Annotated in this window: 18 protein-coding genes and 3 pseudogenes; 8 read left to right on the top strand and 13 right to left on the bottom strand. The window is 43.7% G+C overall.

Annotated elements, in window-relative coordinates; all coding sequences use genetic code 11:
• Positions 1-224: 224 nt before the first annotated feature.
• Together AK965_RS01415 and AK965_RS01410 are read right to left on the bottom strand one after the other, a co-directional pair.
• Positions 225-866 (bottom strand): murein L,D-transpeptidase catalytic domain family protein, encoded by a 642-nt coding sequence (locus tag AK965_RS01415; RefSeq protein WP_099077918.1) that lies wholly within the window; start codon positions 864-866, stop codon positions 225-227.
• A 477-nt stretch (positions 867-1,343) separates the two neighbouring features.
• Positions 1,344-2,259: pseudogene (locus tag AK965_RS01410) on the bottom strand (IS5 family transposase).
• 755 nt (positions 2,260-3,014) lie between these two features.
• Between AK965_RS01410 and AK965_RS01405 the strand changes: the two are divergent.
• Positions 3,015-3,773, top strand: coding sequence for a 5'-methylthioadenosine/adenosylhomocysteine nucleosidase (locus AK965_RS01405; protein WP_099077917.1), 759 nt, complete (start codon positions 3,015-3,017; stop codon positions 3,771-3,773).
• A gap of 77 nt (positions 3,774-3,850) precedes the next feature.
• Positions 3,851-4,083: pseudogene (locus AK965_RS01400) on the top strand (transposase); the annotation flags it as partial.
• Positions 4,084-4,126: 43 nt separating this feature from the next.
• On the opposite strand, the gene AK965_RS01395 reads toward AK965_RS01400, so the two are convergent.
• From AK965_RS01395 to AK965_RS01385, 3 genes are all read right to left on the bottom strand, one after another.
• Positions 4,127-4,282, bottom strand: a complete 156-nt coding sequence (locus AK965_RS01395; RefSeq protein WP_099077916.1) for a DUF3012 domain-containing protein — start codon at positions 4,280-4,282, stop codon at positions 4,127-4,129.
• 375 nt (positions 4,283-4,657) lie between these two features.
• Positions 4,658-5,044: a Cu(I)-responsive transcriptional regulator gene (gene cueR, locus AK965_RS01390; RefSeq protein ID WP_099077915.1), complete on the bottom strand. Its 387-nt coding sequence runs from the start codon at positions 5,042-5,044 to the stop codon at positions 4,658-4,660.
• A gap of 204 nt (positions 5,045-5,248) precedes the next feature.
• Positions 5,249-5,491 (bottom strand): YgjV family protein, encoded by a 243-nt coding sequence (locus AK965_RS01385; RefSeq protein ID WP_099077914.1) that lies wholly within the window; start codon positions 5,489-5,491, stop codon positions 5,249-5,251.
• A 317-nt stretch (positions 5,492-5,808) separates the two neighbouring features.
• Here AK965_RS01385 and AK965_RS20355 point away from each other — a divergent pair, with 317 nt between their 5' ends.
• Positions 5,809-5,952 carry a hypothetical protein gene (locus AK965_RS20355; RefSeq protein ID WP_172438034.1) on the top strand — a complete coding sequence of 48 codons (144 nt, stop codon included), beginning with the start codon at positions 5,809-5,811 and terminating at the stop codon, positions 5,950-5,952.
• Between the two features lie 329 nt (positions 5,953-6,281).
• On the opposite strand, the gene AK965_RS20350 is transcribed toward AK965_RS20355, so the two are convergent.
• The gene (locus AK965_RS20350) at positions 6,282-6,443 is read right to left on the bottom strand and encodes a hypothetical protein (protein ID WP_172438033.1); all 162 of its coding nucleotides are present in this window, start codon (positions 6,441-6,443) and stop codon (positions 6,282-6,284) included.
• 152 nt (positions 6,444-6,595) lie between these two features.
• On the bottom strand, positions 6,596-8,749 hold the full coding sequence (gene yccS / locus AK965_RS01375) for a YccS family putative transporter (RefSeq protein ID WP_099077912.1): 2,154 nt from the start codon (positions 8,747-8,749) through the stop codon (positions 6,596-6,598).
• Positions 8,750-9,040: 291 nt separating this feature from the next.
• Between yccS and helD the strand changes: the two genes are divergently transcribed.
• Complete coding sequence (gene helD, locus AK965_RS01370) at positions 9,041-11,110, top strand: DNA helicase IV (protein WP_099077911.1); 2,070 nt, start codon at positions 9,041-9,043, stop codon at positions 11,108-11,110.
• Between the two features lie 57 nt (positions 11,111-11,167).
• Here helD and AK965_RS01365 read toward each other — a convergent pair whose 3' ends face one another.
• Positions 11,168-11,623 (bottom strand): methylglyoxal synthase, encoded by a 456-nt coding sequence (locus AK965_RS01365; protein ID WP_099077910.1) that lies wholly within the window; start codon positions 11,621-11,623, stop codon positions 11,168-11,170.
• Positions 11,624-11,687: 64 nt separating this feature from the next.
• Positions 11,688-12,731: a TMAO reductase system periplasmic protein TorT gene (torT, locus tag AK965_RS01360; RefSeq protein WP_259343741.1), complete on the bottom strand. Its 1,044-nt coding sequence runs from the start codon at positions 12,729-12,731 to the stop codon at positions 11,688-11,690.
• Between the two features lie 49 nt (positions 12,732-12,780).
• On the opposite strand from torT, the gene torS reads away from it, so the two are divergent.
• Entirely contained in the window at positions 12,781-15,744 is a 2,964-nt protein-coding gene (gene torS / locus AK965_RS01355) for a TMAO reductase system sensor histidine kinase/response regulator TorS (protein ID WP_099077908.1), read from the top strand.
• A 112-nt stretch (positions 15,745-15,856) separates the two neighbouring features.
• Here torS and AK965_RS01350 read toward each other — a convergent pair whose 3' ends face one another.
• From AK965_RS01350 to AK965_RS01335, 4 genes and pseudogenes are all read right to left on the bottom strand, one after another.
• Positions 15,857-16,048 (bottom strand): hypothetical protein, encoded by a 192-nt coding sequence (locus AK965_RS01350; protein WP_099077907.1) that lies wholly within the window; start codon positions 16,046-16,048, stop codon positions 15,857-15,859.
• Positions 16,049-16,066: 18 nt separating this feature from the next.
• Positions 16,067-16,455: pseudogene (locus AK965_RS01345) on the bottom strand (fatty acid cis/trans isomerase); the annotation flags it as partial.
• Positions 16,427-16,591, bottom strand: coding sequence for a fatty acid cis/trans isomerase (locus AK965_RS01340; protein WP_253252643.1), 165 nt, complete (start codon positions 16,589-16,591; stop codon positions 16,427-16,429). The pseudogene AK965_RS01345 and the gene AK965_RS01340, both read right to left, overlap by 29 nt.
• Positions 16,592-16,900: 309 nt before the next feature.
• A complete protein-coding gene (locus AK965_RS01335; protein ID WP_099077905.1) occupies positions 16,901-18,472 on the bottom strand; it encodes an arylsulfatase in 1,572 nt (523 codons plus the stop codon).
• Between the two features lie 344 nt (positions 18,473-18,816).
• Here AK965_RS01335 and AK965_RS01330 point away from each other — a divergent pair, with 344 nt between their 5' ends.
• The 3 genes from AK965_RS01330 to AK965_RS01320 all read left to right on the top strand — a co-directional run bounded on the left by AK965_RS01330 (position 18,817) and on the right by AK965_RS01320 (position 23,912).
• Complete coding sequence (locus AK965_RS01330) at positions 18,817-20,364, top strand: arylsulfatase (RefSeq protein ID WP_099077904.1); 1,548 nt, start codon at positions 18,817-18,819, stop codon at positions 20,362-20,364.
• Positions 20,365-20,522: 158 nt separating this feature from the next.
• Positions 20,523-22,829 carry a multiheme c-type cytochrome gene (locus tag AK965_RS01325; RefSeq protein WP_099077903.1) on the top strand — a complete coding sequence of 769 codons (2,307 nt, stop codon included), beginning with the start codon at positions 20,523-20,525 and terminating at the stop codon, positions 22,827-22,829.
• Positions 22,830-22,928: 99 nt separating this feature from the next.
• The gene (locus AK965_RS01320; protein WP_099077902.1) at positions 22,929-23,912 is read left to right on the top strand and encodes a MoxR family ATPase; all 984 of its coding nucleotides are present in this window, start codon (positions 22,929-22,931) and stop codon (positions 23,910-23,912) included.
• The last annotated feature ends 10 nt before the right edge of the window (positions 23,913-23,922 follow it).

Below are 23,922 nucleotides of genomic sequence, written 5' to 3'. Positions count from 1 at the left end.
CAGCGGTTCTAGAAAGTCTATCTGGAAACAAGAGTTAATAACGTGGGTGGGTCAGTTTTACTTCGGCGATAACGTCGATAAGTGGATCAAATTTAAACTGGCGTTGACAAGATATCATCATAAAGGGTATTCCTCAGACAACATTTGCAAAAAAGGCGCTATCACAGCGCCTTTTTATTCATCCTGTTTGCCTAGGTTTCTGACTTGATGACACGAGCCGAGGGTTAGGCGCTAGCGTAAATCACGCTGCCACCTTTGATGGTATCGATGATCTGGCGTGATAGATGTTCAGGTAATGCAGGGCAGCCCCAACTGCGGCCTAAATACCCATTCTTTTTAATAAATGACGGGTTGGCGTAATCCGCACCATGAACAACGATATAACGTTCACGAGCCTTATCGTTCACACCAGAAGTCAGACCGTCTAGGCGAAGTGAGTAGCCGTTAGAACCATAATAGGTGGTATCGGTCAAAAACGTACCTAACGAAGTTTTACGTGAATTCACAATGTTAGAAAACTTAGTAGCGGTCTTCAAACCACTGTTTACCCCATGAGAAACGTAAGTGTTATAGATCAGCTTATTTTTCTCAAGGTCGACCACGTAAAAGCGTTTTTCAGTCGATGGCTTGCTATAATCGATGATGGTTAGCACCTGCTTTTTTCGATTTGGTGTTTGGTTATAAGCCTTAAAAGCATCACTAAATAGCTCATAGTCAATGACACCGTTCAATTTGGCTTCTTTATATGTATTTTCAACAAGTTGTTGAGTGAGGTTATTTTCCGTCTGCTTCCCTGTCTGTTGCGCAAAAGCAAAAGGTGAAACTGATACTGATACCCATATCAATAATAAAAATAGCTTTTTCATTTTTACTAATATAACTCTTGGTGTTACAAACTTATCGATTGCTTCATGCATTCTTTAATACAACATGCACATCAAATTAATTTTATTCTCGGTGTTTCTTATCATCTGAACGCATAAATTCCACGATGGACAGAGTACTTTTGCTGTTCGTTGATTTAAATTACTGATTTTAATCAATATTGAGGCGTTAATCGAAGAATATAAAAACTTCAGAGCAAATACTATCTTATTTGGTTAATTAATAAAACTGTGTTTAACGACATTTACTTAAACTGACAGTTAATAAAACAATGTGTAATTAACATTTCGCCGGAAATTTCATTTTATTCCAAAGAGATTAGGGGTGATTTTTAAGGAAAAAATAATTTTCATCTCGCGATCTGACTTGTAACAAAATGTTGCATAAAAAAGAGGGGCTAAACAGGCTTTGTGGCGGAACTCAGCTTCAGAGCGAACGCTAGCTAATTCGTTTGCATTTTAAACGACATACTGAGTATCAGGCATGCCTATCCCAGTCATGTTGAGTGCGTTGATCATGGCGTAAGTCTCCCCAACTTATGCGTTGTAATTGCGAAGCGTGAGTGACGCCCGAGTAGCGGTTTTACACGATACATAGCGGTATCCGACAATGAACGGTTATGGTAACCATACTTCTGTTTCTACTTTTTGTTCGAGCCGTAGAGTTTTTGGCAGCCAACCGCTCGATTACGTGGATGCCCCTTTTCCCAGAAAGCTGCCCCTTCACGTGGAGGGATTTAGAGGTGTCGCTTTCTTAACCCTAATCGCCCTGTGGTACTCCCTTGTATCGTACGCACCATCTCCTGAAATTTCTTTGATGGTTCGGCGTGTTTGCTTAAGTAAATTAGGGAGTACTTCCACATCTGTCACGCCTGAAAGTGTCAGTTCCGCTGCGATAATTTCATGAGTACCAGTATCAACAGCAAGATGGAGTTTACGCCAGACTCGACGCTTACCATCGATTCCGTGCTTTTTTACTTTCCATTCACCCTCACCGTATACCTTGAGCCCAGTTGCATCGATAGCTAGGGGCTAGATAGCATCTCGTGATGAGGCTTTGAAATTAACCTCAACATCCTTAGCTCGGCGACGGATGCAAAAATAGTGGGGACAAACCAGTGGGACGTCTGCCAATCTAAAAACAGAATCGATGAAGCCTTGTAGGGCTCTTAAAGTAAGGAAAGGACGCGCTTTACCATCGAGCGGTTGTGATAGTGAGGTCACTAAACAATCGTGCTCGACCACGTCTATTCTGTCTGGGTTGCTTCCACTCAGCTATCGCTTCTTCGTCAATCCAAAAGGCGAGTGAGCCTCGGTTGACCAAGGCGTTATTGCACTTGCGCCAGTGATTGGTTTTGTCGCGAGGCTTCGGCATGAAATCAACGTCAGTGAATGAATGTTACTGATCTGATCGTAATATTCTGATTTAGTTCATTCGATTTCTGCAACAAAGCTCCATTGCGTTGCTAAATCAAAAAAATGGATATTGGAGTGATATTATTTTTCTTGATTGAAATTAGTAAGAGGTGTCCAATGATGAATGTTATATTTCACACCTAAATAAATTATATCAATGAAATTAATGGTCAGTGCTTATTGAATTGGAATTGGGTTGGTGAAATTTAAAAACAATATTAACGCTTAAACTTATTAAGTATGACTTTTTATTAATTAATAGGTTTGCAGTTGGTTTAGTTATTATTGTGCATTGTTATTTTATGATTCAAGTTCAATTGGTTTTTAAAATTATACTAATTTTTATATTTTTCATGTTCTTATGGGAATGGTTAGATTGATAAGAAAGATGCACGCGGATAAACTAAAATATTCACGATTTGAGCGTTCTGAGTGGAGTCCTGAGATGTTTATAAGACGTGACTTTACTAGGAGTGGGCAGTTATCGCTTATGTATGCGTCAATAAAGTGAGGCTGAAATATCACCAATGCAACGCAGTGTACAGAGCTGTTTTTAAATCAAGAGCGATGGTGATTAAATAATCATCATGGATTGAAAGTTATTTAATCAATCAGTCTTGAATATTCAAAGCAAACGATTGCTCTTGTTTTGGGGTGTTGTATAATCTGAGCTGCGTCACAAATTGGTGGCTCGTATTACATTTCAGGACTCATATGTTGAAGAAATCACTTGCTCTTATGCTTGCAGCTTACTCTCTACCTTCCATTGCAGCATCAACCATTGGTATCGTCGGTGCAATGGATGTAGAAGTTGAAGCTCTATTACCAAAAATCCAAAATCAACAAGTAAAACAAATTGGTAGGCACAGTTTTTACACGGGTCAGTTAGAAGGCAAATCAGTAGTCGTAACTAAGTCTGGCGTTGGTAAAGTGAATGCCGCTATGACAACCACATTGCTTATTGAGTCATTCGGTGTAGACCAACTGATTTTTACTGGTATTGCAGGTGCAAGCGATCCTAAATTGGATCCGTTGGATGTGGTGGTATCAACACGCCTTGTTCAACATGATGTCGATTTAACACCTTTTAATATGCCGAAAGGTCTATTACCAGACTATCAAGAGCGTTACTTCTACGCAGATAAAACGCTACAAAAATACGCGTTTGAAGCTGCGGTCGATACGTTAGGTAAAGAGAGTGTTTATCGAGGCATTATCGCTTCAGGTGACCAGTTCATAGCAAGTAAGGTAAAAGTGACCGGAATATATCAAGAGTACAATGCCATGGCGGTGGAAATGGAAGGGGCCGCACTTGGTCAAGTCGCAGATGCATTTAAAGTTCCATACGTCGTGATCCGTACGATTTCGGACAAAGCGGATGGATCTGCAGAGATGGTATACTCTGATTTGAAGAAAGCCACGGCTGACAACTCAGCGAACATTACATTGAATATGCTAAAACGCATGCAGTAGCATTACAAATCAAAGCAGCGCCAAGAGTGCTGCTTTGTTCTGCAAGGACAAAGATTGCGGGCTTCTATTCTCTTTTTTGGAGGACGCATTGGGAGAACCTTAATACCCTGTTTAACTACCCAGAGGATATACGTCGAGCAATTTACACGACTAACGCCATTGAGTCACTCAACAGCGTTATTAGAAAAGCGATTAAGAAACAAAAAACTGTTCCCAACAGATTAGTCAGCTCGAAAGGTGATTTACCTAGCGACAAGCACTGAACCGCTTTATGATTATGTTCGAAGACCGACTCACTGAATATATGTAACGCCGACAGTTACACAGAATTATTTACAGGGTCTAAGGTATTGTTAGAACACGCAATGTTTAGCGAAGTCTGACGCTTCGTTGGCCGTCCATTCGCCTTTTGGTTTTTCTTTCATATCGTTACACCATGCTTCGCTGCCTACTTCAGTACACGCCATCAGTTGAGCTGTAACAAACACGATCAATGCTAACTTTTTCATTTTCCATACCTTTTAAAGTTGTCCTTTTCATGAAGTATAAACATTCAGTTACTGAAGTAATGTCAAAATTAAAAATTTGAGCGAATGATCTCACTTTAGAAGGACGTGCAACTTGAAACTTTGAAGGCGTGGAGAAGCCTCGAAACTGGCCTGTTTTGATTGCTCGGATGATGGTTATTTAACCTCAACTCGGGACAAGAAAGTCTACATAGCCCAATTCATGAGTCACTTAAGCTGATATAGGAGTCAGTACAGCTATTTTAGATGAATAACAAGGCAAAATGACAAGTCAATAGTGAGTCTATTGCGGTCATTTTAACGACGTTAGGCGCTAAAAGCGCTGTGCTGAATGGCTTAGATTGTCTCGAGCTGAGGTTATTTAGTGAGCTCATCAATAATTGGGCAACAGCTTGTGGCGTCACCAGGGCAGGAAGTAACCCAACTCTCAAGTTGCTTTTTGATTTCGACAAGGTGAGCTATCTTGTTTTCAACTTCTTGTAGTTTCCCCATGGTTCGAGCTTTAACTTCTCTGCTTTTTCGGTTTGGATTATGCGCCAACTGCACAAACTCTTTACATTCTTGAAGAGAGAATCCTGCATTTTTTGCTCGAGAAATTAGATTTAACTCTTGGATGTGCTTGTCTGAATACTCTCGATAACCCGAGTCATTGCGTGCTGGCGGTGTGATGATGCCTTTATCTTCATAAAGTCGGATAGATTTGGAAGAAAGCCCTGTCAATTCAGCAGCCACACCAATATTCATAGATAGCCTCTACATTCGAGATGATGTTATCGCGAGTATATACCGAACGGGCGTTAAGGTGCAGTACTGAAGAGACTTTTACTTATCCGTGTTCGTGTTCATGACCTTTCATATCTAAGTTGTGTTAAGTAAGTTTTTGAATAATTAAGAAAAAGCCCGAAAGAACAGTACTTTCGGGCTTTCGTTATTCAATATATTTAGACATTACTCAGTGGCGAAACTTTTTTTTTCACGCTGCATTTTTGCTAGGAAATACACGTTTACACAAGCAATAAACCCGTTAGTTAGCACAACTGGCCATGAGTCAATCATCAGACCGTATGCAGTGAACAGACCACAGCCGATAAAGTTAAGAATACGTAGCTTAACGATATCTTTCATTGTAAGTGAAATCGCGACCATGATTGAGGCAGCGTAGCCTAGGATTTCAACCATATTCATCTCCATAATTTGACCCTCTTAAATCTGCCGATTGTTGTCGGTACCAATTCTTCTCTTCTTGAGATTAGTGAGGAAGCTCCATGCCTCGAATGGTCTTTTTCGTTTTGATGGGTTAACTATATCAATGGAAAAACCGTGATGAAAGCCTCAAAACAAGGTTAAGAGAAGGTTAGCGATTACGCAAACGTTTAGGTCGCCAATTGTTGAAAATTTACTTATAAGTCTGATTGATGATAACGATGATATTGATGGGCAAACGCGGACGGACGAGCGCATGGAATGGCATGCCATAATAAGGATAATCGTTACTGTTGGGCAAGGCTATGCTTGGTGTCTCTTTCCAAATCATGGACTTGAACGACTCAGCGATCGATATGGATGAGTTACTGATTCAAATTCAGGTAGATTATGACCCATCAATGGAGGCTGTTTCATTAAATATCACGACTGATGTCAATGTGCATTAAACGATTTTGGTTGAGAACTATTTCAACGGTATGTCATCAAATGATATTGCGGAGTCGCAATTGCATAATAACGTAATAGCTAATGGTGAGTTTGGCTAAGCAAGCCTGAACTGACATTCAAAAAACGTGGCAGTCTATCAACTGTCGCGCTTTTTTACAGTGCCTTGTTGAATGTCATGCGCAGCATCGTCAGCCACCTTCTGTGATAACTGAATCCGTTGATACCCAGACCGAATTCCAGACATAGACATGGCATTACACTCTTCATTATGCTTTCTTGAGCATAAAAGTGTTGAAAAATGTTCGAGTGTTTTTGTTCAACGGCTTGACTAAGTAAACAGTTTTGACAACATTTCTTGTTCTTCACTCGACAAAATTGGCGCACTCTTCTTGCTGAGTGTTTGGCTAATTTGCCCTTGCAACGAACGCAGTTGGCTTGCCGTTAACTCATTGATTTTTTCTTTTAAGTCGTTAAATTGCTGAGCAGTCATTGTTATCTCCGCATCTTGATTGGGCTTTTCCATCATTAACCCGCTGCGCGGCTCTCATCGCCACTGAAAACCCGATACGTCTAGCTTAGATTTTGACTGGTGTTTTTTTGTCCGAGTAATGTCAGTTAGTGTTTAACAATTGGTAAGAGCTTCTAGTTTACGCGGACTGCAAATTTGGAAGCCAGTGAATGGAGTTCTGGCAACATGCGATAGATCAGATGAAGCTGCTGCAGTACCATCCTAGCTGAGTGATCATCTTCTTCACGCCATTCATTCAGTCTTTGTTCCAGATCAGCATCATCCATTGACGATAAATCATACTCTTCACAATGAGGGTGTAGCTGACGATGCAGTACATCCAAATGTTGATGAATACAGCGATGTGCATCAAGTACGAGTTGGTGAATCGCTTCGTCCTCAATTCTCGTACGGTGAGCGCCAAGCGCAGAGATGTAGCTCAGCATTGCGTGGTTAAGGGTTAAAAAACGGAAGCTTTCATCCACCGCAGTACGATATTTACCAGGCTCAGCCAACATAGTACTGATTGCTAAAGATAGGTTCGCATCATTGTTGTGTGCCTGACGTCGAGCGATACGATAGCTTAGATTATCTTTCTTGCCGATACGGTATTGACCGATGATTTGCCCAAGATACTGTTTGTTAGCGTCAATCGCATCAGACATCACTTTGTGCAATCGTTTAGATTGCCAATCGGGCAATATCACCATCACTGCCGCAACAGCTAACACACAACCAATTAAGGTATCGGCTAAACGAGGTAATACGACGGCATGGCCTTCTCCTAATTGGTTAAATAGAAACAGAACCAGTAGTGTGATAAAGCCCGTAGCATAACCGTAATTGTTGATTCTAAATGCAAAAAACATGACACCAGAGAGGACGATAAATACTAGCTGACTTTCTTGAGAAGGGAAGAAGGTCAGTAAGGGAACACCAATTAACAGGCCGGCTAAGGTGCCGATAACACGCGCCGTTAATTTTTGTCTGGTAGCGCTGTAGTTGGGCTGACATACAAACAGGGTGGTGAGCAAAATCCAATATCCACGGTCGATATCAAACATCTGAATGATACCGTAGCCTACGGTCAGTGCGATGGACATGCGCAGGGCGTGACGAAACAGCATTGAGTCTTTGTTTAGATTTGCTGTTATTCGTTGCCACATCGCTTTGAGAGTGTGTGGATTGGTGTCGTCAAGTGTCCCTTCTTCTAAACGCTCTGCGTCCGGGTTGTTGATGTTACTCAACTGCTTTTCTACCGTTGCTAGGTTATTGAAGAGGTAAGTCAGTTGCGTGAGCAGGCGTTTCCAATGGTTTTGTTGCTGCTCTTCTAAATAGGCTAGTGAGTTTTGCAGTTCGGCCAAAGCAAGAATGGATTGATCCGTATGGACATATTCATTTCCAAGACGAATTGCATGCGCGATATCACGACAAGCTTGCGCTTGTGATTCAAGCAAATATTTAAAGCGAAATAGCACATCAGAGCGTTCAAACTCGGTGGCGAGATCTTGATAGCGGTAGTGACTTGAACTGACACGCTCATGAATATCTTGAGCAATAAAGTAGATATTCAGGAACCGGTCACTTGGGCCATCGATATGGCCACGTTTAGAGCGGCTGAGTAGGGTCGCTTTACAAGCGTTCAACGAATTCACTGTCGCAGCATTGAGTTTGGCGGCTTCAATACGAATGGGTTGAGGCACCAAATTCGTCACCGGGTGAAATAGCTTTGCTTTCGCATCAAGATAATTAGCGATCTGGAGGAATACGGCTGCAAGACTCTGCTGAACGGGTTGTAGCGGCCAAAATATCTGCCATATCATCGACATGAAGTAGTACCACGCCGCCCCTGCGAGCAACAGTGCGGGTTGGAACCAAAGGTTAGTACTCTCATGGGCGCCCAGCATGGCATAAATCGCGATGAGTAATGATCCAAAAGCGATGCTAGCATATTTAGGGCCGATGGCGCCGAGCATAATAAAACCAAAGGTAGAAATGAACAGCCCGATAGCGAACGCCCAAGGAATGTTAAATAAGATTTCTATCGAAAGTGCGGCAACGGCAAAGCAGAGAAAAGTGAGGAGCAGTGCTTTGATGCGTCCTGTGAAACTGTCATCACTTTCAGCCAATGCAGCAGCGATTACACCTAAAATTAAAGGGGTAATTAACGTATTTTGTTCAAAATACCAAGCCGGGACGACTACGCCTAGTAAGGTGATCAAAATGAGAATACTGTAGTTGATGGTTTTGTTTGCCCAATAGAGGCGAAGTTTTAAAGCAGTTTGCACAGTGCGCCTTTCGTTGCCAGTAAAAACGACAGAATTTTAACAAACTCACTATAGCGCGTTTATGACCTAATTTAATAAATATTGTCATTTGGTTAGAAATTAAACAGGTGCGTCATTGACTTACAGTGAGTGTACTCATTAGATCGCAAATTATTGTTTGCAAATTCAACAGTAATGTAATTTTTAATTGAGAATACCGAAAGAAGCGCATTTTGTCTCAATCCCCTGCTACAACTTGGCCGTCTAAAATGATATAAAATGAGAACTTCTCTATCAAAAGGCGCCTCTTTCATGCTGCTCACAGCCTCTAATAAAGCACAGTTTTTTATTCAAAATGAGTATTTCCAAGTTGAAATAAAAGAAAACAGCGTTTTATTAACATCAATTGGCAGCGAAGAGCACATTCCGTTCACGATTTGGAACGGAAAAGTGAGCGTTAAGCGTGGTTTACTTTGGAGCTCGCTGCAGTTTTTTGCTCACGAACAAGGTGGCAAGCAGCAAAGCTGGTTAGTACAAGGTTTGCCATGGCCCCAGTGTCGTAAGTTTGCACTTGAAGCCGTACGCCAGTATCAAGACTGGCACAATAGCCAGTGTCGTAAACTCGCTGAATATTTACCTCGGTGGGAAGATGAGCTGTATCAGCTCAAACATCTACCAGCTTATTTATCTCACTCAAAAGTTCAAAGCTGGGCTGACCAACTTAATAGTGAACTTTTTGACATCAAAACCAGTTTGGCTGAAGCAAAAATGCGTATGCCGAATCGTATGGCTGAGATAGAACCTTGGTTGTCGGAGACTTCGGCAACACTGGCTGAACGTAATCATGAGTGGCTGGAAAATGAGCGTCCGAACTGGGAAGTGCTATTTAATCGTATTGAATCTTCTCCATTGAACCTTTCGCAGCAGCATGCGGTGCTACTTAATGACGATCATAATTTAGTGTTAGCAGGTGCAGGCTCGGGTAAAACGAGTGTTTTGACTGCGCGGGTGGCCTATTTACTTCAAAGCCATCAGGCTCAGTCGGAAGAGCTGCTGTTGCTGGCGTTTGGCCGCGATGCAGCAACCGAGATGAAAGATCGATTAGTAGACAAAGTGGGTATGGCTGCGGAAGGCGTACGTGTAAATACCTTCCATCAACTTGGCCTACGCATTTTGAACCAAGTTGAACCACAAGCCGTAGAAATTAGCCCGGCCGCTTTGGATGACAACCAACGTACTGCTTGGTGCATTGATTGGTTGAAAAAACATTGGATGACGCCGACTAACTTTAAACGTTGGCAGAAACATTTGGATAAGTGGCCTATCGCGTACTTAAAAGGGGATGACGAGCTTGGCAGTCACTCAGAGAACCCCAAGCTGATTGCATGGTTAGATTCACAGATATCTCAACTGGCCTTGGTCGGGTTAACCAAGAAACAAGTACAGGAAAAGTTGGTTAATCATCAAGATTACACACGCTTGAATAGTGAACTTGCGTTGTGTTGGCCGTGCTATAGCGCTTGGCAAAAAATGCTAAAAGACAGTAACCAAGTGGACTTTCCAACCATGATCAGTCGCGCGACAGATTATGTGAAGTCTGGAAAGTTTGTTTCACCATGGCGTTTTGTGATGGTTGATGAATATCAAGATATTTCGCCAGATCGTTTGGCTTTAATTGAAGCACTGTGCGAATCGACAGACAAGCAGTTAGGAGCAACCTTGTTCGCTGTAGGGGATGACTGGCAGGCGATTTACCAGTTTGCCGGGGCAGACGTAGATCTGACCACCGGTTTCCAAACGCGTTTTCAACACTCGACGGTTCATTATCTCGATACCACTTACCGTTTTAATAATCAGATTGGTGAGGTAGCGAATACCTTTGTGCAGCAAAACCCTTCGCAGTTGCCAAAAATATTGAATAGTCATAAGCAACGTAAGCAGAAGAGTGTGCATACTGCGCCAAGCAATCAGGTTGAGAAAATCCTTGATCAGTTGAACCAACAGGCGAAGAAAATTAAGTCTGTTCTGCTACTTGGTCGCAATCATTACCATAAGCCAGATTTGTATGATGACTGGGTGAAGCGTTTCCCAAATCTGGACATTCGCTTTATGACTTGCCATGCGAGTAAGGGAAGGGAGGCAGATTTTGTTATTGTACTCTCTGTAGATGAAGGGCAATTCCCAGCGAAGAAGAAGCATGCACACATTGATGGAGCCTTGACTGAGTCGAAAGACAAATTCCCATATGCAGAAGAGCGTCGTTTATTCTATGTTGCAATGACACGAGCAAAAGAGAAAGTGTGGATTACGCACACGGGGGCAGGATCTGGTTTTGTTCAAGAATTGGTCAGCGGTGATTATCCAATCGTTAGCTCAAAATAAGCACAACAAAGGCGATACAGGGTATCGCCTTTGTTTTCTATGCTTTACACACCAAGATCAAGTGCGCTCGGCTAAGTAAGCTTGATAGTCAGGTACTTCAATATCGACTTCTTGATCAATCAGCGGAGAGGCGAAAAGAAATTTTGCACTTGCGCGGTTAGTCGCGACTGGAATGTTCCAAACACTGGCGATGCGAAGCAGTGCTTTTACATCGGGGTCATGTGGAACGGCGTTAAGAGGATCCCAGAAAAACACCAAAACATCGATATCGCCTTCAGAAATCAGGGCGCCAAGTTGTTGATCGCCGCCCATTGGGCCGCTTATCAAACTCTTAATGGCTAAGCCCGTTTCTTTGCTTAGCATGTGACCTGTTGTACCTGTCGCGTATAAGAAATGGCTTTGTAGCTTTTCTTTGTTCTCTTTAACCCAACGAAGTAGTTCGGGTTTACAGTTATCGTGGGCAACCAATGCCACATGTTTGTGCGCTGGCATGGTACGGGTTGTTTTTTGCATCAAGTGATTTCCGTTTTTATGATTTTAAAGTAGCAATCATCCAATAAAATACGTTTTTTATTGATCAATCAACAGCCTTAACACTGAATGTCGGTCTATATTTTGATGGAGATAACGATTCTTGAATTGTGCCATCATGAAGCGTGCTAGGTGTCAGTGGTTTAATGCCTGGAGACGCGTGCTTTTCGTATGGTAGTTGACGTAAATAGTGAACGGCTTGTCTCACAGATAAACGGCCTTGTTGAACCATTTTGTCGGTTGGGGCGAACAATACCTTGTGGCGAAGTAAGCCTCGGTAAACGCCATGACTGAGATAAATAGAAACCAAGCCGATTTCTTTCGTTTTACCAACACTGCGCAATTCACTGATAGCCGCTTCAATAGCAACAGCGTTACCTACGATATAGTCAATATTATCCAAATCAATGACACGCTGAATAAGGTTTCGCTGTAACTCCTTGTCATTGTCGGCCCAGAATGAGTCAACAATGTGAATGTCGCTACCTTTGATGGCATCGTAAAATCCCGTAGTGACCGGTTTTGTTCCGCCACTGGTACGTGGGCCAAGTAGTAGAGCAATATTGGTTTTACCAGATCCTTTAGGGTGCTTCTCTGCTAAGAATTTCCCCGCTTCATATCCCATCCAGTACCAATCAACCCCAACGACACCTTTGAGCAATTCGTTTTGCTCTTTATCGAGATCAAGTTGATTTACCGTTGCAAACACCGGGGTGTTACCCACCCAGTTCTTGAGGTTGTGCTCGTAAGCTTGCGGCTCTACCGTACCAAGAATGATGGCATTGGCTCCCCATTGAGTACACAGAGCCAGTTGTTGCTTTTGGCGGTCATTATTTAAATAACCACCAGCCTCAAGAACGCGCAGATTAACACCGAGTTTTTTCGCTTCGGAAACCATTCCATAGTTTACTGATAGCCAATAGGAGTCCTTAAGGTGGGGGTAAATGGCACAGATTTTCTCTGCCGCAAAAGATGGCACTGAAGCGAAAAGTGACATTGTGAGTACAGAGTGCTTGAAAATTGTACGAAATGAACGCTGATTTATAACCATGAATAAAGTTCGTTGGCATAGATTAAGTAAACACTGCAAAATATAACGTAATATGTCGCAGAACACGAATATTAAGGTTAGGAAAAATATGTTGCTAGCTACCGCAAGCATCGGGCGAAAACTGTTGTTGTCTTTTATTGCCATGGCAATGTTGGTTATGTTGTCGGTGCTTATCGGTGTATCAGGCTTTTCACTGGTAGCAAAAACAGAAAGGAATGTTGTGGATTCAGCCATCCCGGCAATGATTGAAGCAAGGCAAGTTTCCGAGCTAAGTACACGTATTATTTCCTCAGTCCAGATGCTATTAAACGCTCAGAACGAACTTGAGCGCAAAGAGGCGGGCCGTATACTGTTTGAACAATTGGAATCTCTGCTTGCCCACATAAAAGCGCTAGGAGGAGAGTCGTTCGATTCTAAGTTACTTGAAACTTTGGAAAACAATGTTCAGAACGTGATCAACAACTTAGCTGAGTTGGGGGTAACGGTTGAGCGGAAGCTATGGTTAGCAAAAGAGATCGATACACGTGTCGAAGAGATGCGTTTGTTGAGTGAAGAACTAGAGCAACTCACGCGGACTCAAGTGCAGAATACCGCCACCATTGCGGTCGCTAATGTCACACACATATACGATCTATTGGAAACGGATAAAAAAAATCAAGTATATCAAGCGCTCGATGGGTTAGTGGAAGTCGATCTCGATCTGATCGAAAGGCTCCATGAATTACATCTCCTTGCGTTTAAAATGCTCAACCAAATTGAAGAAGCACGCACGTTGAGCAACGTAGAGCGTATCCAGCAAATCCAAACCGCATTTGAAGATAACCTTAGGATAATGAAACGTCGGGTGTTGGCAGTAGAGGATCCAACTCGTTCAAAACAGATGGGCCAGTTATTGACCGAGCTTGGCAAACGCCAAGTGGTTTTTACGATTTTGCTTCAACAGCAAGAGAACAATGAACAGTCACAAGAACTCATGCATGAGACGTTAAATCTGTTTTCTGGATTAAATAGTACGGTAAACAAGCTCGTTGATGACTCAAACAAGACGACACATGTTGCGGTTGAACAGCTCACCAGTACCTTGAAGTTTGCTCAATGGTCACTGACTCTTATTTCCATTATAGGTTTAGTGGTTGTGGTCTTGATCTTATGGCGTGTGGTTTACGTGTCGGTGGTGAAGCGTTTGGGGGAATACTCTGCAGCGTTGCTTTCTGTGGCTCAAGGTAACCTTGCTGTGGAGCTTGAAGTGAAAGGGAAAGATGAACTGGCTCATATGGGGCAGGCCATTATTACCGCGCGCAACACCGCACAAGCGTTAAAAGTTGTTGCCGAAGGTGAAGCACAAGCGAAGCGTGATCTTGAAGAACACAAAGAACACCTAGAAGAGCAGATAGAAAGACGCACATCTCAGTTAAAACAAGCAAACCGTCGACTCAATGAAGAGGTCCTTAACCACGCGGAAGCACGAAAACAAGCGGAACAAGCGAATCGTGCTAAATCGGCGTTTTTAGCAACGATGAGCCATGAAATCCGTACACCGATGAATGGGGTTCTGGGTACAGCCCGTTTACTGATTGATTCTGGTTTGAATTCAACACAGAAGCGCTATGCCGAAATCATAAATCGTAGTGGTAAAAACCTATTAGCGATTTTGAATGATGTATTGGATTACTCGAAAATTGAGGCCGGTCATTTGGAAATTCGTAACTTGGGGTTCGATTTGCACCAAATGACCGAAGACACCTTCCAGCTCATGAATGGTAAAGCGCAAGAGAAAGCATTGTTGTTCTCTTACCACATTGAAAGTGATGTAGGGCGCTACTGGAAAGGTGATGTGACGCGAATCAGTCAAGTACTTAATAACCTGGTTGGTAACGCAATTAAGTTTACCGACGAAGGTGAAATTGATATCTATGTCAGCCTAAATCCAGAGGATGAATCGCAAGTGCTGTTTGAGGTATCGGATACGGGCATTGGCATTGCGAAGCATGATCAAAAACGCCTGTTTGATGCTTTTACGCAAGCAGAAAGCGGGCTAAGTCAAGCTGGTGGGACAGGCCTAGGCTTGGCGATCAGTCGCCGTATTATTGAAGCAATGGGTGGACAATTGGATGTGGATTCTGATGAGGGCGATGGCAGTCGCTTTTGGTTCTCAATTCCGCTGGAGGAAAGCGAACCTGTGGAAACCGTTTCGATTGCGAGTGCACGCTGCAAAATAAAAGTTAAAGTACTGCTTGTCGAAGATAATCCGGTAAACCAACTGGTGGCGGAAGGTTTCTTAGAAAGCATGGGACATGAAGTCGTGATCGCCGAAGACGGTCGACAAGCTGAACACATTATCGACAGGCAAGATTTTGATATCGCCTTGGTTGACATTAACCTGCCTGACTGTAACGGTGTGGATTTGATTCATCGCTTAAAATCTATTGAACTCAAAAAATCTGCAGATAAAGGATTGATGCCAACCCCAATGATAGCGGTCTCTGCACACGTATTTGCTGAAGAAGTTGAAAGCTATTTAGCTGCCGGTTTTGATGGTTATCTACCCAAGCCAATGGAAAAAGAAGCACTAGCCGCGATAATCCTAGACATGTTAGACGGAAAGCAACTTTTGTTGCCACAAAATGAACAGCGTGTACTGCAAGAAGAAACAATGACCACGAGTCAAACTAGTGAAACGTTGGTCGAGAAGGGAGAGAGAGCAGAGGAGCCAGTAATGGTTATCATCAACCCGAGTGTGATTCAATCTGACATGAAGATTCTAGGCAGAGAAAAAATGCTGTATATCATTAACTTATTCAGACAAACCAGTGCTGAGGTACTAGAGCAGATGGAAGCAAACGCAAAGCGAGGGGATAGTCGCGAGATTAAGAGCCTAGCGCATAAGCTAAAAGGCAGTGCCGGGAGTTTGGGATTACCTGCTTTGATGGATACTTGTCAAAATATTGAGATTGCACCGGAGCCATTAGATATTTACTCGCAGAATCAACTTACGCTCAAAGAGCAAGTGAGTGACTCGGTGAAAGCCCTTGATAATCTGATGAATGTGTAAGCATTTTGACTCGATATCCAAGCCATTCCCCCTGAATCAAACATCTTGAGGTTACTTGGGTATACTCTCATTTAATTAAACAAAAACCTCCGAATTAAGCCGGAGGTTTTTTCTATCGGGTCGTATCGTCTTCCCACTCGAACCGAGTGTCTAGCGCATAAGGATCATCATCTAAAGGATGCTCAACCCTGCCACGTAAGTATTCGAGTTGGTGTTCAAGCATATTGACTGTATCGTAGTCTCCCTCTGAGCAAGCGACATAAATTTGTTGCTCAAGAGCGGCAATGTTGTCTCGGATACTCATGAGAACCCCCTTCAATCATCATCGATTCTCAAAACGATTATAGTCAAGTAAACCAAATTCGATCGGTTGTTTTTTACGATACCAATCGTGGACGCGCTCGCTAAATGGCCAAAACATTTCAGAGCTTCGACGAATTGCAAAACTATCCAACAACTTAACGTAATCGGACTCTGTCCTAAAGGTAGTAAACTGAGTGACAAAATCTTTTACTGTGTTACTTCTATCGAAAACAATGCGACGGGATAACTTCCAACCACGCCTCGAACAATGGTGATGCCATCTTTAGCAAAGTCGCGATTGCTCTCTTCATTGAATAAGCTCGAGATATTGGTATGAGCGTTATTGTGCAGCAGGGTAAACAGCTCATCCTTACCTGACTTACTGCGTACCATTAGCATGTTGATCTGAGAAATCAATAAACGCTGTCATTGGGCTCGCGGCGACTTCAGGTTCATAGTTTGGTAGGTTTTCAACTTGATAATCGGCTTCGATAAACCATTTCTTCCAGTTGGTGATACGTGTCACATCAAGCGTAAGCGGCATATGAGTCTTGTCCACAATCGTACCTTGCTCAGTCGGTGGCAAGTGCGCATTCACGTACGTATTCGGGGCCAAACGGTGAAACGTAGTTTAGTCCTGCGTATGCAGCGCAACCCGCAAATATAGAGGCCATACATACAAAGAAAATTAATTACAAAATCATAGGGTTATTTTAAGTAAATTGAATTTACTTTAATTAAAGCAAAATAAGTCGACAAATACCAAACAAAGGTCAACACGGCCGGGTGGCGAACAGATAAAGGAAACCCACCAAGGCTGGCTGGTGGGCTTTTTCGGTAGCTGAAAAAGAAACTATTTCATTTTATTCACTTCTTGTTGAAGTTGATTGAGCTGTTGCATCTTTCCTTGGAGACCAAGTGACTGGTAGTTTATGCCCGCTGGGTTTATCTGAAGACCTTCTTGCATTGGGTACTGATGAATGGTGCTGAAAAAGTTGGCCAGAACATCCTGAACAGGTACGAACAACCACATATTGTCGGCCATCCAACGCAGATACATGCCTGATTCGTGTGGCGCTTTCTCGAATGGGTCAGCTCGTAAATGGATGATTTGAGGCCAGTTTGGTTCGAAGCGAACGGCATCGGTGATGTTGCCTTCAAATGTAGCGAAGTGTAGCTTCCAATCGTTCCAGCGAATCGCGTTCAACTCACCATTGGCTGTAAAGTACATGAGTTCTTCGCGTGGACCATTTTCTGTCTTACCTTCGAAGTAAGGTAGGAAATTGTGCCCATCAATGTGCACGCGCCAATCTTTTCCGTTAGCGTGGTAACCTTTGTCCGACGCGAGTTTTTCTTTGATGTTCGGTTCACCAGCGGCTGCCAATAGCGTTGGTAGCCAGTCTTGGTGTGCCATCATGTCATTGATGCGAGTGTTCGGCTCAATAACGCCAGGCCATTTTACTAACTGAGGTACACGGAAGCCACCCTCCCAAGTTGTACCTTTCTCGCCGTGGAATGGTGTCGCCCCACCATCTGGCCATGATACGGTTTCCGCACCATTGTCGGTTGTGTAGATAACGATGGTGTTATCAGCGATTTTTAGTTCATCAAGCTTGTCGAGAAGTATTCCGACATGTTCATCGTGCTCTAACATTCCGTCAGCATAGATGCTGATCCCCGATGCGCCTTGCCATTTCTCTTGTAAGCGAGTCCAGACGTGCATACGCGTTGAGTTGTGCCAGATAAAGAACGGCTTATCAGCTGCGACTGCGCGCTCCATGAAGTTCAGTGTGGATTCGAGAAATTCTTCATCCGCCGTTTCCATGCGCTTACGAGTCATTGGACCCGTATCTTCGATCTTGCCATCAGCATAAGACTTGATGACGCCACGTGGACCGTAGTTTTTACGGAATTCAGGGTCTTTAGGGTAGTAGTAAGTCTCTGGTTCTTCTTCAGCGTTTAAGTGATAAAGATTGCCAAAGAACTCATCAAAGCCATGCTCAGTAGGTAGATGTTGGTCTTGATCACCAAGGTGGTTTTTACCAAACTGACCAGTCATGTAACCTTGTTCACGTAGTAGATCAGCGAGAGTTGGTGCCCAATCAGGAATGCCATGTGTTGACCCCGGTAGGCCGACAGTGAGTAGACCAGTTCGAAATGGCTCTTGGCCTAAAATGAATGCTGACCGACCGGCTGTACATGATTGCTGGCCGTAATGGTCAGTAAATAATGCCCCCTCGTTTGCGATACGGTCGATGTTCGGGGTTTCGTAACCCATCATACCTTGGTTGTATGCACTAATATTCCAGTACCCAACGTCATCACCAAAAATTGCTAAAATGTTTGGTTTGTCTGCCGCCGTCACTGCGCTAGAGGTTGCCAGTACGCCGAGACCGACAGCCAGCTTACTCATTTGGTTAGCCATAAAAACTCCAAATTGGTTGAAAGTTGGAAGAGAAGCAAAGAGACCGCCTACGCTTCGTTGGTTATTAAGTTAATGATGTACCTGAAGAATGTCGCTTTATAGTGTTTATAACCATAAGTTATGTGGCGACTTAATTTATTGTTTTGTATGGATTTTCATTAAGTTTTTATCAATGAAAGAAAAACTGAAGGGAGACTCAGGCCACGTTAATTCATCACTGCTTTGTGGATGCAAGGCATTAGTTTTTTGCGTGATTTATTTATGCATATTGATTCGCATTAAACTGTTTTGTGAGCTATACGTTTTTGTGCAGGAAGCACTTTTTAATACAGACAGAGGTTTATATGACAGCGAATTATGGCGTGAAACGCCGTCTAGCGATTCTTGCCGCTGCTTTAGTTGGCGCGACAAGTACTACTGTCGCAGCAGAAAAACCGAATATTCTGGTCATCTGGGGGGATGACATTGGCCAATCCAACTTAAGCGCTTATACCTTCGGCCTAATGGGGTATAAGACCCCAAATATAGATAGCATTGCGAAAGAAGGTATGATGTTTACCGATTACTATGGGGAACAATCTTGTACGGCAGGGCGTTCAACGTTTATTACGGGTCAGTCGGTCTTGAGAACGGGTTTGAGTAAGGTTGGCCTTCCCGGTGCCGATCTTGGTTTGCAAGCCGAAGACGTAACGATTGCTGAACTTTTGAAGCCTTTGGGTTATATGACAGGGCAGTTCGGGAAAAATCACTTGGGTGACAAGGATGAACACCTTCCAACCAACCACGGTTTCGACGAATTTTTTGGCAACCTTTATCACTTGAATGCCGAGGAAGAACCTGAGAATGTGGATTACCCTAAGGATCCGGAATTCCGCAAGAAATTTGGCCCACGAGGTGTTATTAAATCTTATGCTGATGGCAAGATCGAAGATACGGGTCCGCTGACACGTAAGCGTATGGAAACGGTCGATGAAGAAACGTTAGATGCGGCACTGGACTTTATGGAGCGTGCGGTGAAAGCAGATAAACCATTTTTTGTCTGGTGGAATGCAACGCGAATGCATTTTCGTACACACGTGAAAGAAGAAAACTTAGGCAAGACGGGCATCAGTTACTACGCAGATGCAATGGTTGAACACGATAACCAAGTTGGTCAATTGTTGAAGAAAGTCGATGAGCTAGGCGTAGAAGATAATACGATTGTCTTTTATTCGACGGATAATGGTCCTCACATGAACACTTGGCCAGATGCAGGGTTGACGCCATTCCGTGGTGAAAAGAACACCAATTGGGAAGGCGCTTACCGAGTGCCTGCGATGGTTCGTTGGCCAGGTAAGATTGCGGCGGGTTCAGTCTCCAATGAAATCATGCACCATATGGACTGGTTACCAACGCTGCTAGCGGCAGCGGGCGACGACAAAGTAAAAGAGAAACTGTTTAAAGGCGAATCAGTTAATGGTACAGATTACAAAGTGCACCTAGATGGTTACAACTTCTTGCCATATCTCACAGGTAAGGAAGAGAAAGGCCCTCGTGAAGAGATATTCTACTTTTCCGATGATGGTGACTTGACGGCGTTACGTTATAACAATTGGAAAATTGTTTTTATGGAGCAGCGTGCTGAAGGGACGTTACGCATTTGGGCCGAACCTTTTACTGAACTTCGCTTACCAAAAATTTTCAATTTGCGTATGGACCCGTATGAAGTGGCAGATATTACATCAAATACCTACTATGACTGGATGTTAGACCGTGCTTACATGCTGGTTCCTGCACAGGCTTATGTTGGTCAGTTTTTGGAAACATTTAAAGAGTTCCCACCAAGACAGAAAGCCGCGAGTTTTTCTCTTGAGCAAGTAATGGAAAAACTACAAGAGAATCCAAATAAGTAACTGGAATTGAATTGATTGCAACTAAACGTGGGGCTCTTCGGAGCCTCTTTTTTGCGCCTCGTTTCAGTTTTTCTTAAAACTCATGTAATTGCTTGTCTAAAAAGAAAAAAGACTTCTATCTTTGAACAGAGAATAAAAAGAATCACACAAGGACAGTTATGACTCACTGGGCAAGTTGGCAGCAAACCTTAATTGGTCTTGCAGCGCTCGTCAGTTTTTCTCTGTTTGCGCAGGAAACGCCGCAATCAACCGAATCATCAATGCTGACTTACGTAGGCAGTGAAGCTTGCGTAGATTGTCACCAAAAAGAAACCGAAGCATGGCAAGGATCTCATCATGATATGGCGATGAGACATGCTGATGTAGAGTCTGTATTGGGTGACTTTAACGATTACACGTTTACATTCAAAGGAAAGCCAAACCGTTTTTACCGAAAAGGGGACGAGTATTGGGTCAATATCCAGGGCCCAGATAGTGAATGGCATGACTACAAAATCAGCTACACCTTTGCGTGGGAGCCGCTTCAACAATATATGGTTGAGTTTGAAGATGGACGACTCCAACTCATTCCTTTTGCATGGGATTCCAGAGCCAAAGAACAAGGCGGTCAACGCTGGTTCCACCTTTATCCAGACACCACGCCAACCGACGAATTCTACTGGACCAATACCGGTCAAAACTGGAACTTCATGTGTGCCGATTGCCACTCAACCAATCTAGAAAAGAACTACGACGCCAAAGCGAATACGTATTCGACGACTTGGTCTGAAATCAATGTCGGTTGCGAAGCGTGCCATGGCCCGGCCAGTGAACACGCAGAGCTTGCCAAACAAGCGGAAAAATCTGGGAATGCCTTCGCCGCAACGAACCATTATGGTTTTGACCGAGATATTGGCATGGCAGTAAAAGAGTGGATCTACCAAGAAGGGCACAGCACGCTCCAGCCAAAAGAAATTGCGATGACTCATCAAGTTCAGACTTGTGCGCAGTGCCATAGTCGTCGTACACAATTAAATGAAAGTGCAGACCACGTTAAAGGCTCTTTCCTAGATAAATACCGCCTCAGCTTAATCACTCCAGAACTCTATTATCATGATGGTCAGATTTACGATGAAGACTACGTTTACGGTTCATTTTTGCAGTCTGACATGGCAGAAAAAGGTGTAACTTGTACCAACTGTCATGACCCTCATACCGCAGAGTTAAAAATTTCTGAAGAAGCCGTTTGCGCGCAGTGCCATATTGCGTCTGACTACATGCCAGAGAATCACACTTTCCATGAGGCAAATACCGAGGCATCCAAGTGCACCACTTGTCATATGCCAGAAACGACTTACATGCAAGTTGACCCACGTCGTGACCACAGTTGGCACGTGCCGCGTCCAGATTTGAGTCAGCACATTAATACGCCAAACGTCTGCACGTCTTGCCATGAAGATGAAGCTAACCAATGGGCAGATAAGAAGATAAGCGAATGGTTCCCGAATTCGAAATACCGTAATCAACAACACTTTGCTGTCGCGTTTTATGCCGATGCCATTGGTCACCGCGGCGCGTCTGATGCCTTGGCGTATACTGGTCAAGACGCATCGCTAAGTGACATTGTTCGTGCCTCTGCGTTAGAGCGCATGGGCGGCAATACTGGACAAAACACCTTGGTATCACTAGCTCGCGCAGGAAAGCATGAGAGCGACATGATTCGTCTGGGCTCAATCGCAGGATCTTCTGGCTATGACTTCAGTGACCGTTGGCAAATTCTTGAACCATTACTAAATGACCCAGTGTTATCCGTTCGCGCCGAAACTGCGGGTGCTTTGGTTCGCCACTACTCGGAAATGAATCCGCTGCAACGTGACAAGATTAAAAAGCCGTTGGAAGACTATATGGAAATCCAGCGTTTCAATGCGGATCGAGGCTTTGGGCGAACCAATATCGCCAACGTGTATCGAGACTTAGGCGAAACGGACAAAGCAATAACCTCTTACCAAAAGGCAATAGAGATTGAGCCTTATTTCGAGAACAGCTACGCTAACTTGGCGGATTTATATCGTGTGCAAGGCAATGACATTAAAGCGTTGGAAACGTTGATGGTTGGTATTGAAGCGCAACCGAAATCCAGTGCTTTGCCATATAGTGCGGGGTTAGCTTGGCTTCGGGTGGGTAATAACGTTAAAGCGAATCAATACCTGAAAAAAGCGGCCGAAACGGCAGAGCGCAATCCGCAGTATTGGTATGTTTATGGCCTGGCGTTAGAGAAGACCGATACTCTTGCCGCTAGCAAGGCTCTAAACATGGCGTATACCGTGGGTGGAAATCCGCAGCATTTATACGCCGAGTGTGAGGTGTTGGCGCGTAACTACCAGCAAGGATCAATCGCATTCGCGTTTGAACAGTGCGTTGAGCAGTTAAAGCAAGTGGCGCCAGATGAAGTGATTCAACAATTAAGAACTCAGATCAGACGTTAATACTTGTCGCTATGCCTAGGCATGAAGTCTATAACCAATAGTTATGGTGTTTATGGGTAGGATGTATAAAGCAATAGATTGAACCTTTGAGGAAACCTTATGAACCATGCACAGCAGGCAATCAATGAGCTCATTAGACAAACAGAACAGAGTGTTATCGGTCAAAGTCATGTGGTTCAGGCGTTAGTTGTAGGCCTGTTGACCAATGGTCATGTTTTGCTAGAAGGCTTACCGGGTACGGCGAAAACCCGCTCAGTGAAGTCGCTTGCCAACCTACTTAACACCAGCTTTGGTCGTATTCAGTTTACTCCCGACTTATTACCTTCAGACGTAACGGGCACCGAAGTGTACCAAGAGTTAGATGGTAAGCCACAGCTTCACTTCCAACCGGGTCCAATCTTCAACAGCATTGTATTGGCGGATGAGGTGAACCGTGCTCCAGCAAAAGTACAAGCCGCACTGCTAGAAGCCATGGCAGAAGGTACGATTACGGTAGGTGATAAGACGCATGTATTGCCTGAGTTGTTCATGGTGCTTGCAACGCAAAACCCAGTTGAACAAGAGGGTACTTACCCACTGCCAGAAGCGCAGATGGACCGCTTTATTATGAAAGTGACCGTCGACTATCCAGAAGATGAAGCGGAACGTGACATCATTCGTCTTGTTCGTAGCGAAGAGTTGGGTTCAGAAACCAGCAGCGAATTGGTCACGCCAAAACACATTGAGCCAGAGCTTGTGATTGAAGCTCGACGTCAGTTACCGAACATCATAGTCTCTGATTTGGTAGAGAGCTACATCGTGGCACTTGTCATGGCGACACGTAAACCAGAGCGTTACGCAGATTCTCAGCTGCAAAAATGGATTGAAATTGGCTCAAGTCCTCGAGCATCAATTTCGTTAGACAAATGTGCTCGTGCTTATGCGTGGTTACAAGGGCGTGACTATGTAACGCCTGATGATGTGCGTGCAATGGTGCCATCGGTGCTGGGACATCGCTTCTCACTTTCTTACGATGCACTTGCTGATGGTGTCGATCACCAACGTGTGGTGCAAGAGCTGCTTGATTGTGTAGAAATCGGATAAATAGGAGGGA

The organism is Vibrio sp. PID17_43 (assembly GCF_002608565.1).
In the GTDB taxonomy this organism is placed as follows: domain Bacteria; phylum Pseudomonadota; class Gammaproteobacteria; order Enterobacterales; family Vibrionaceae; genus Vibrio.
This window is presented reverse-complemented; position numbering and strand designations above follow the sequence as displayed.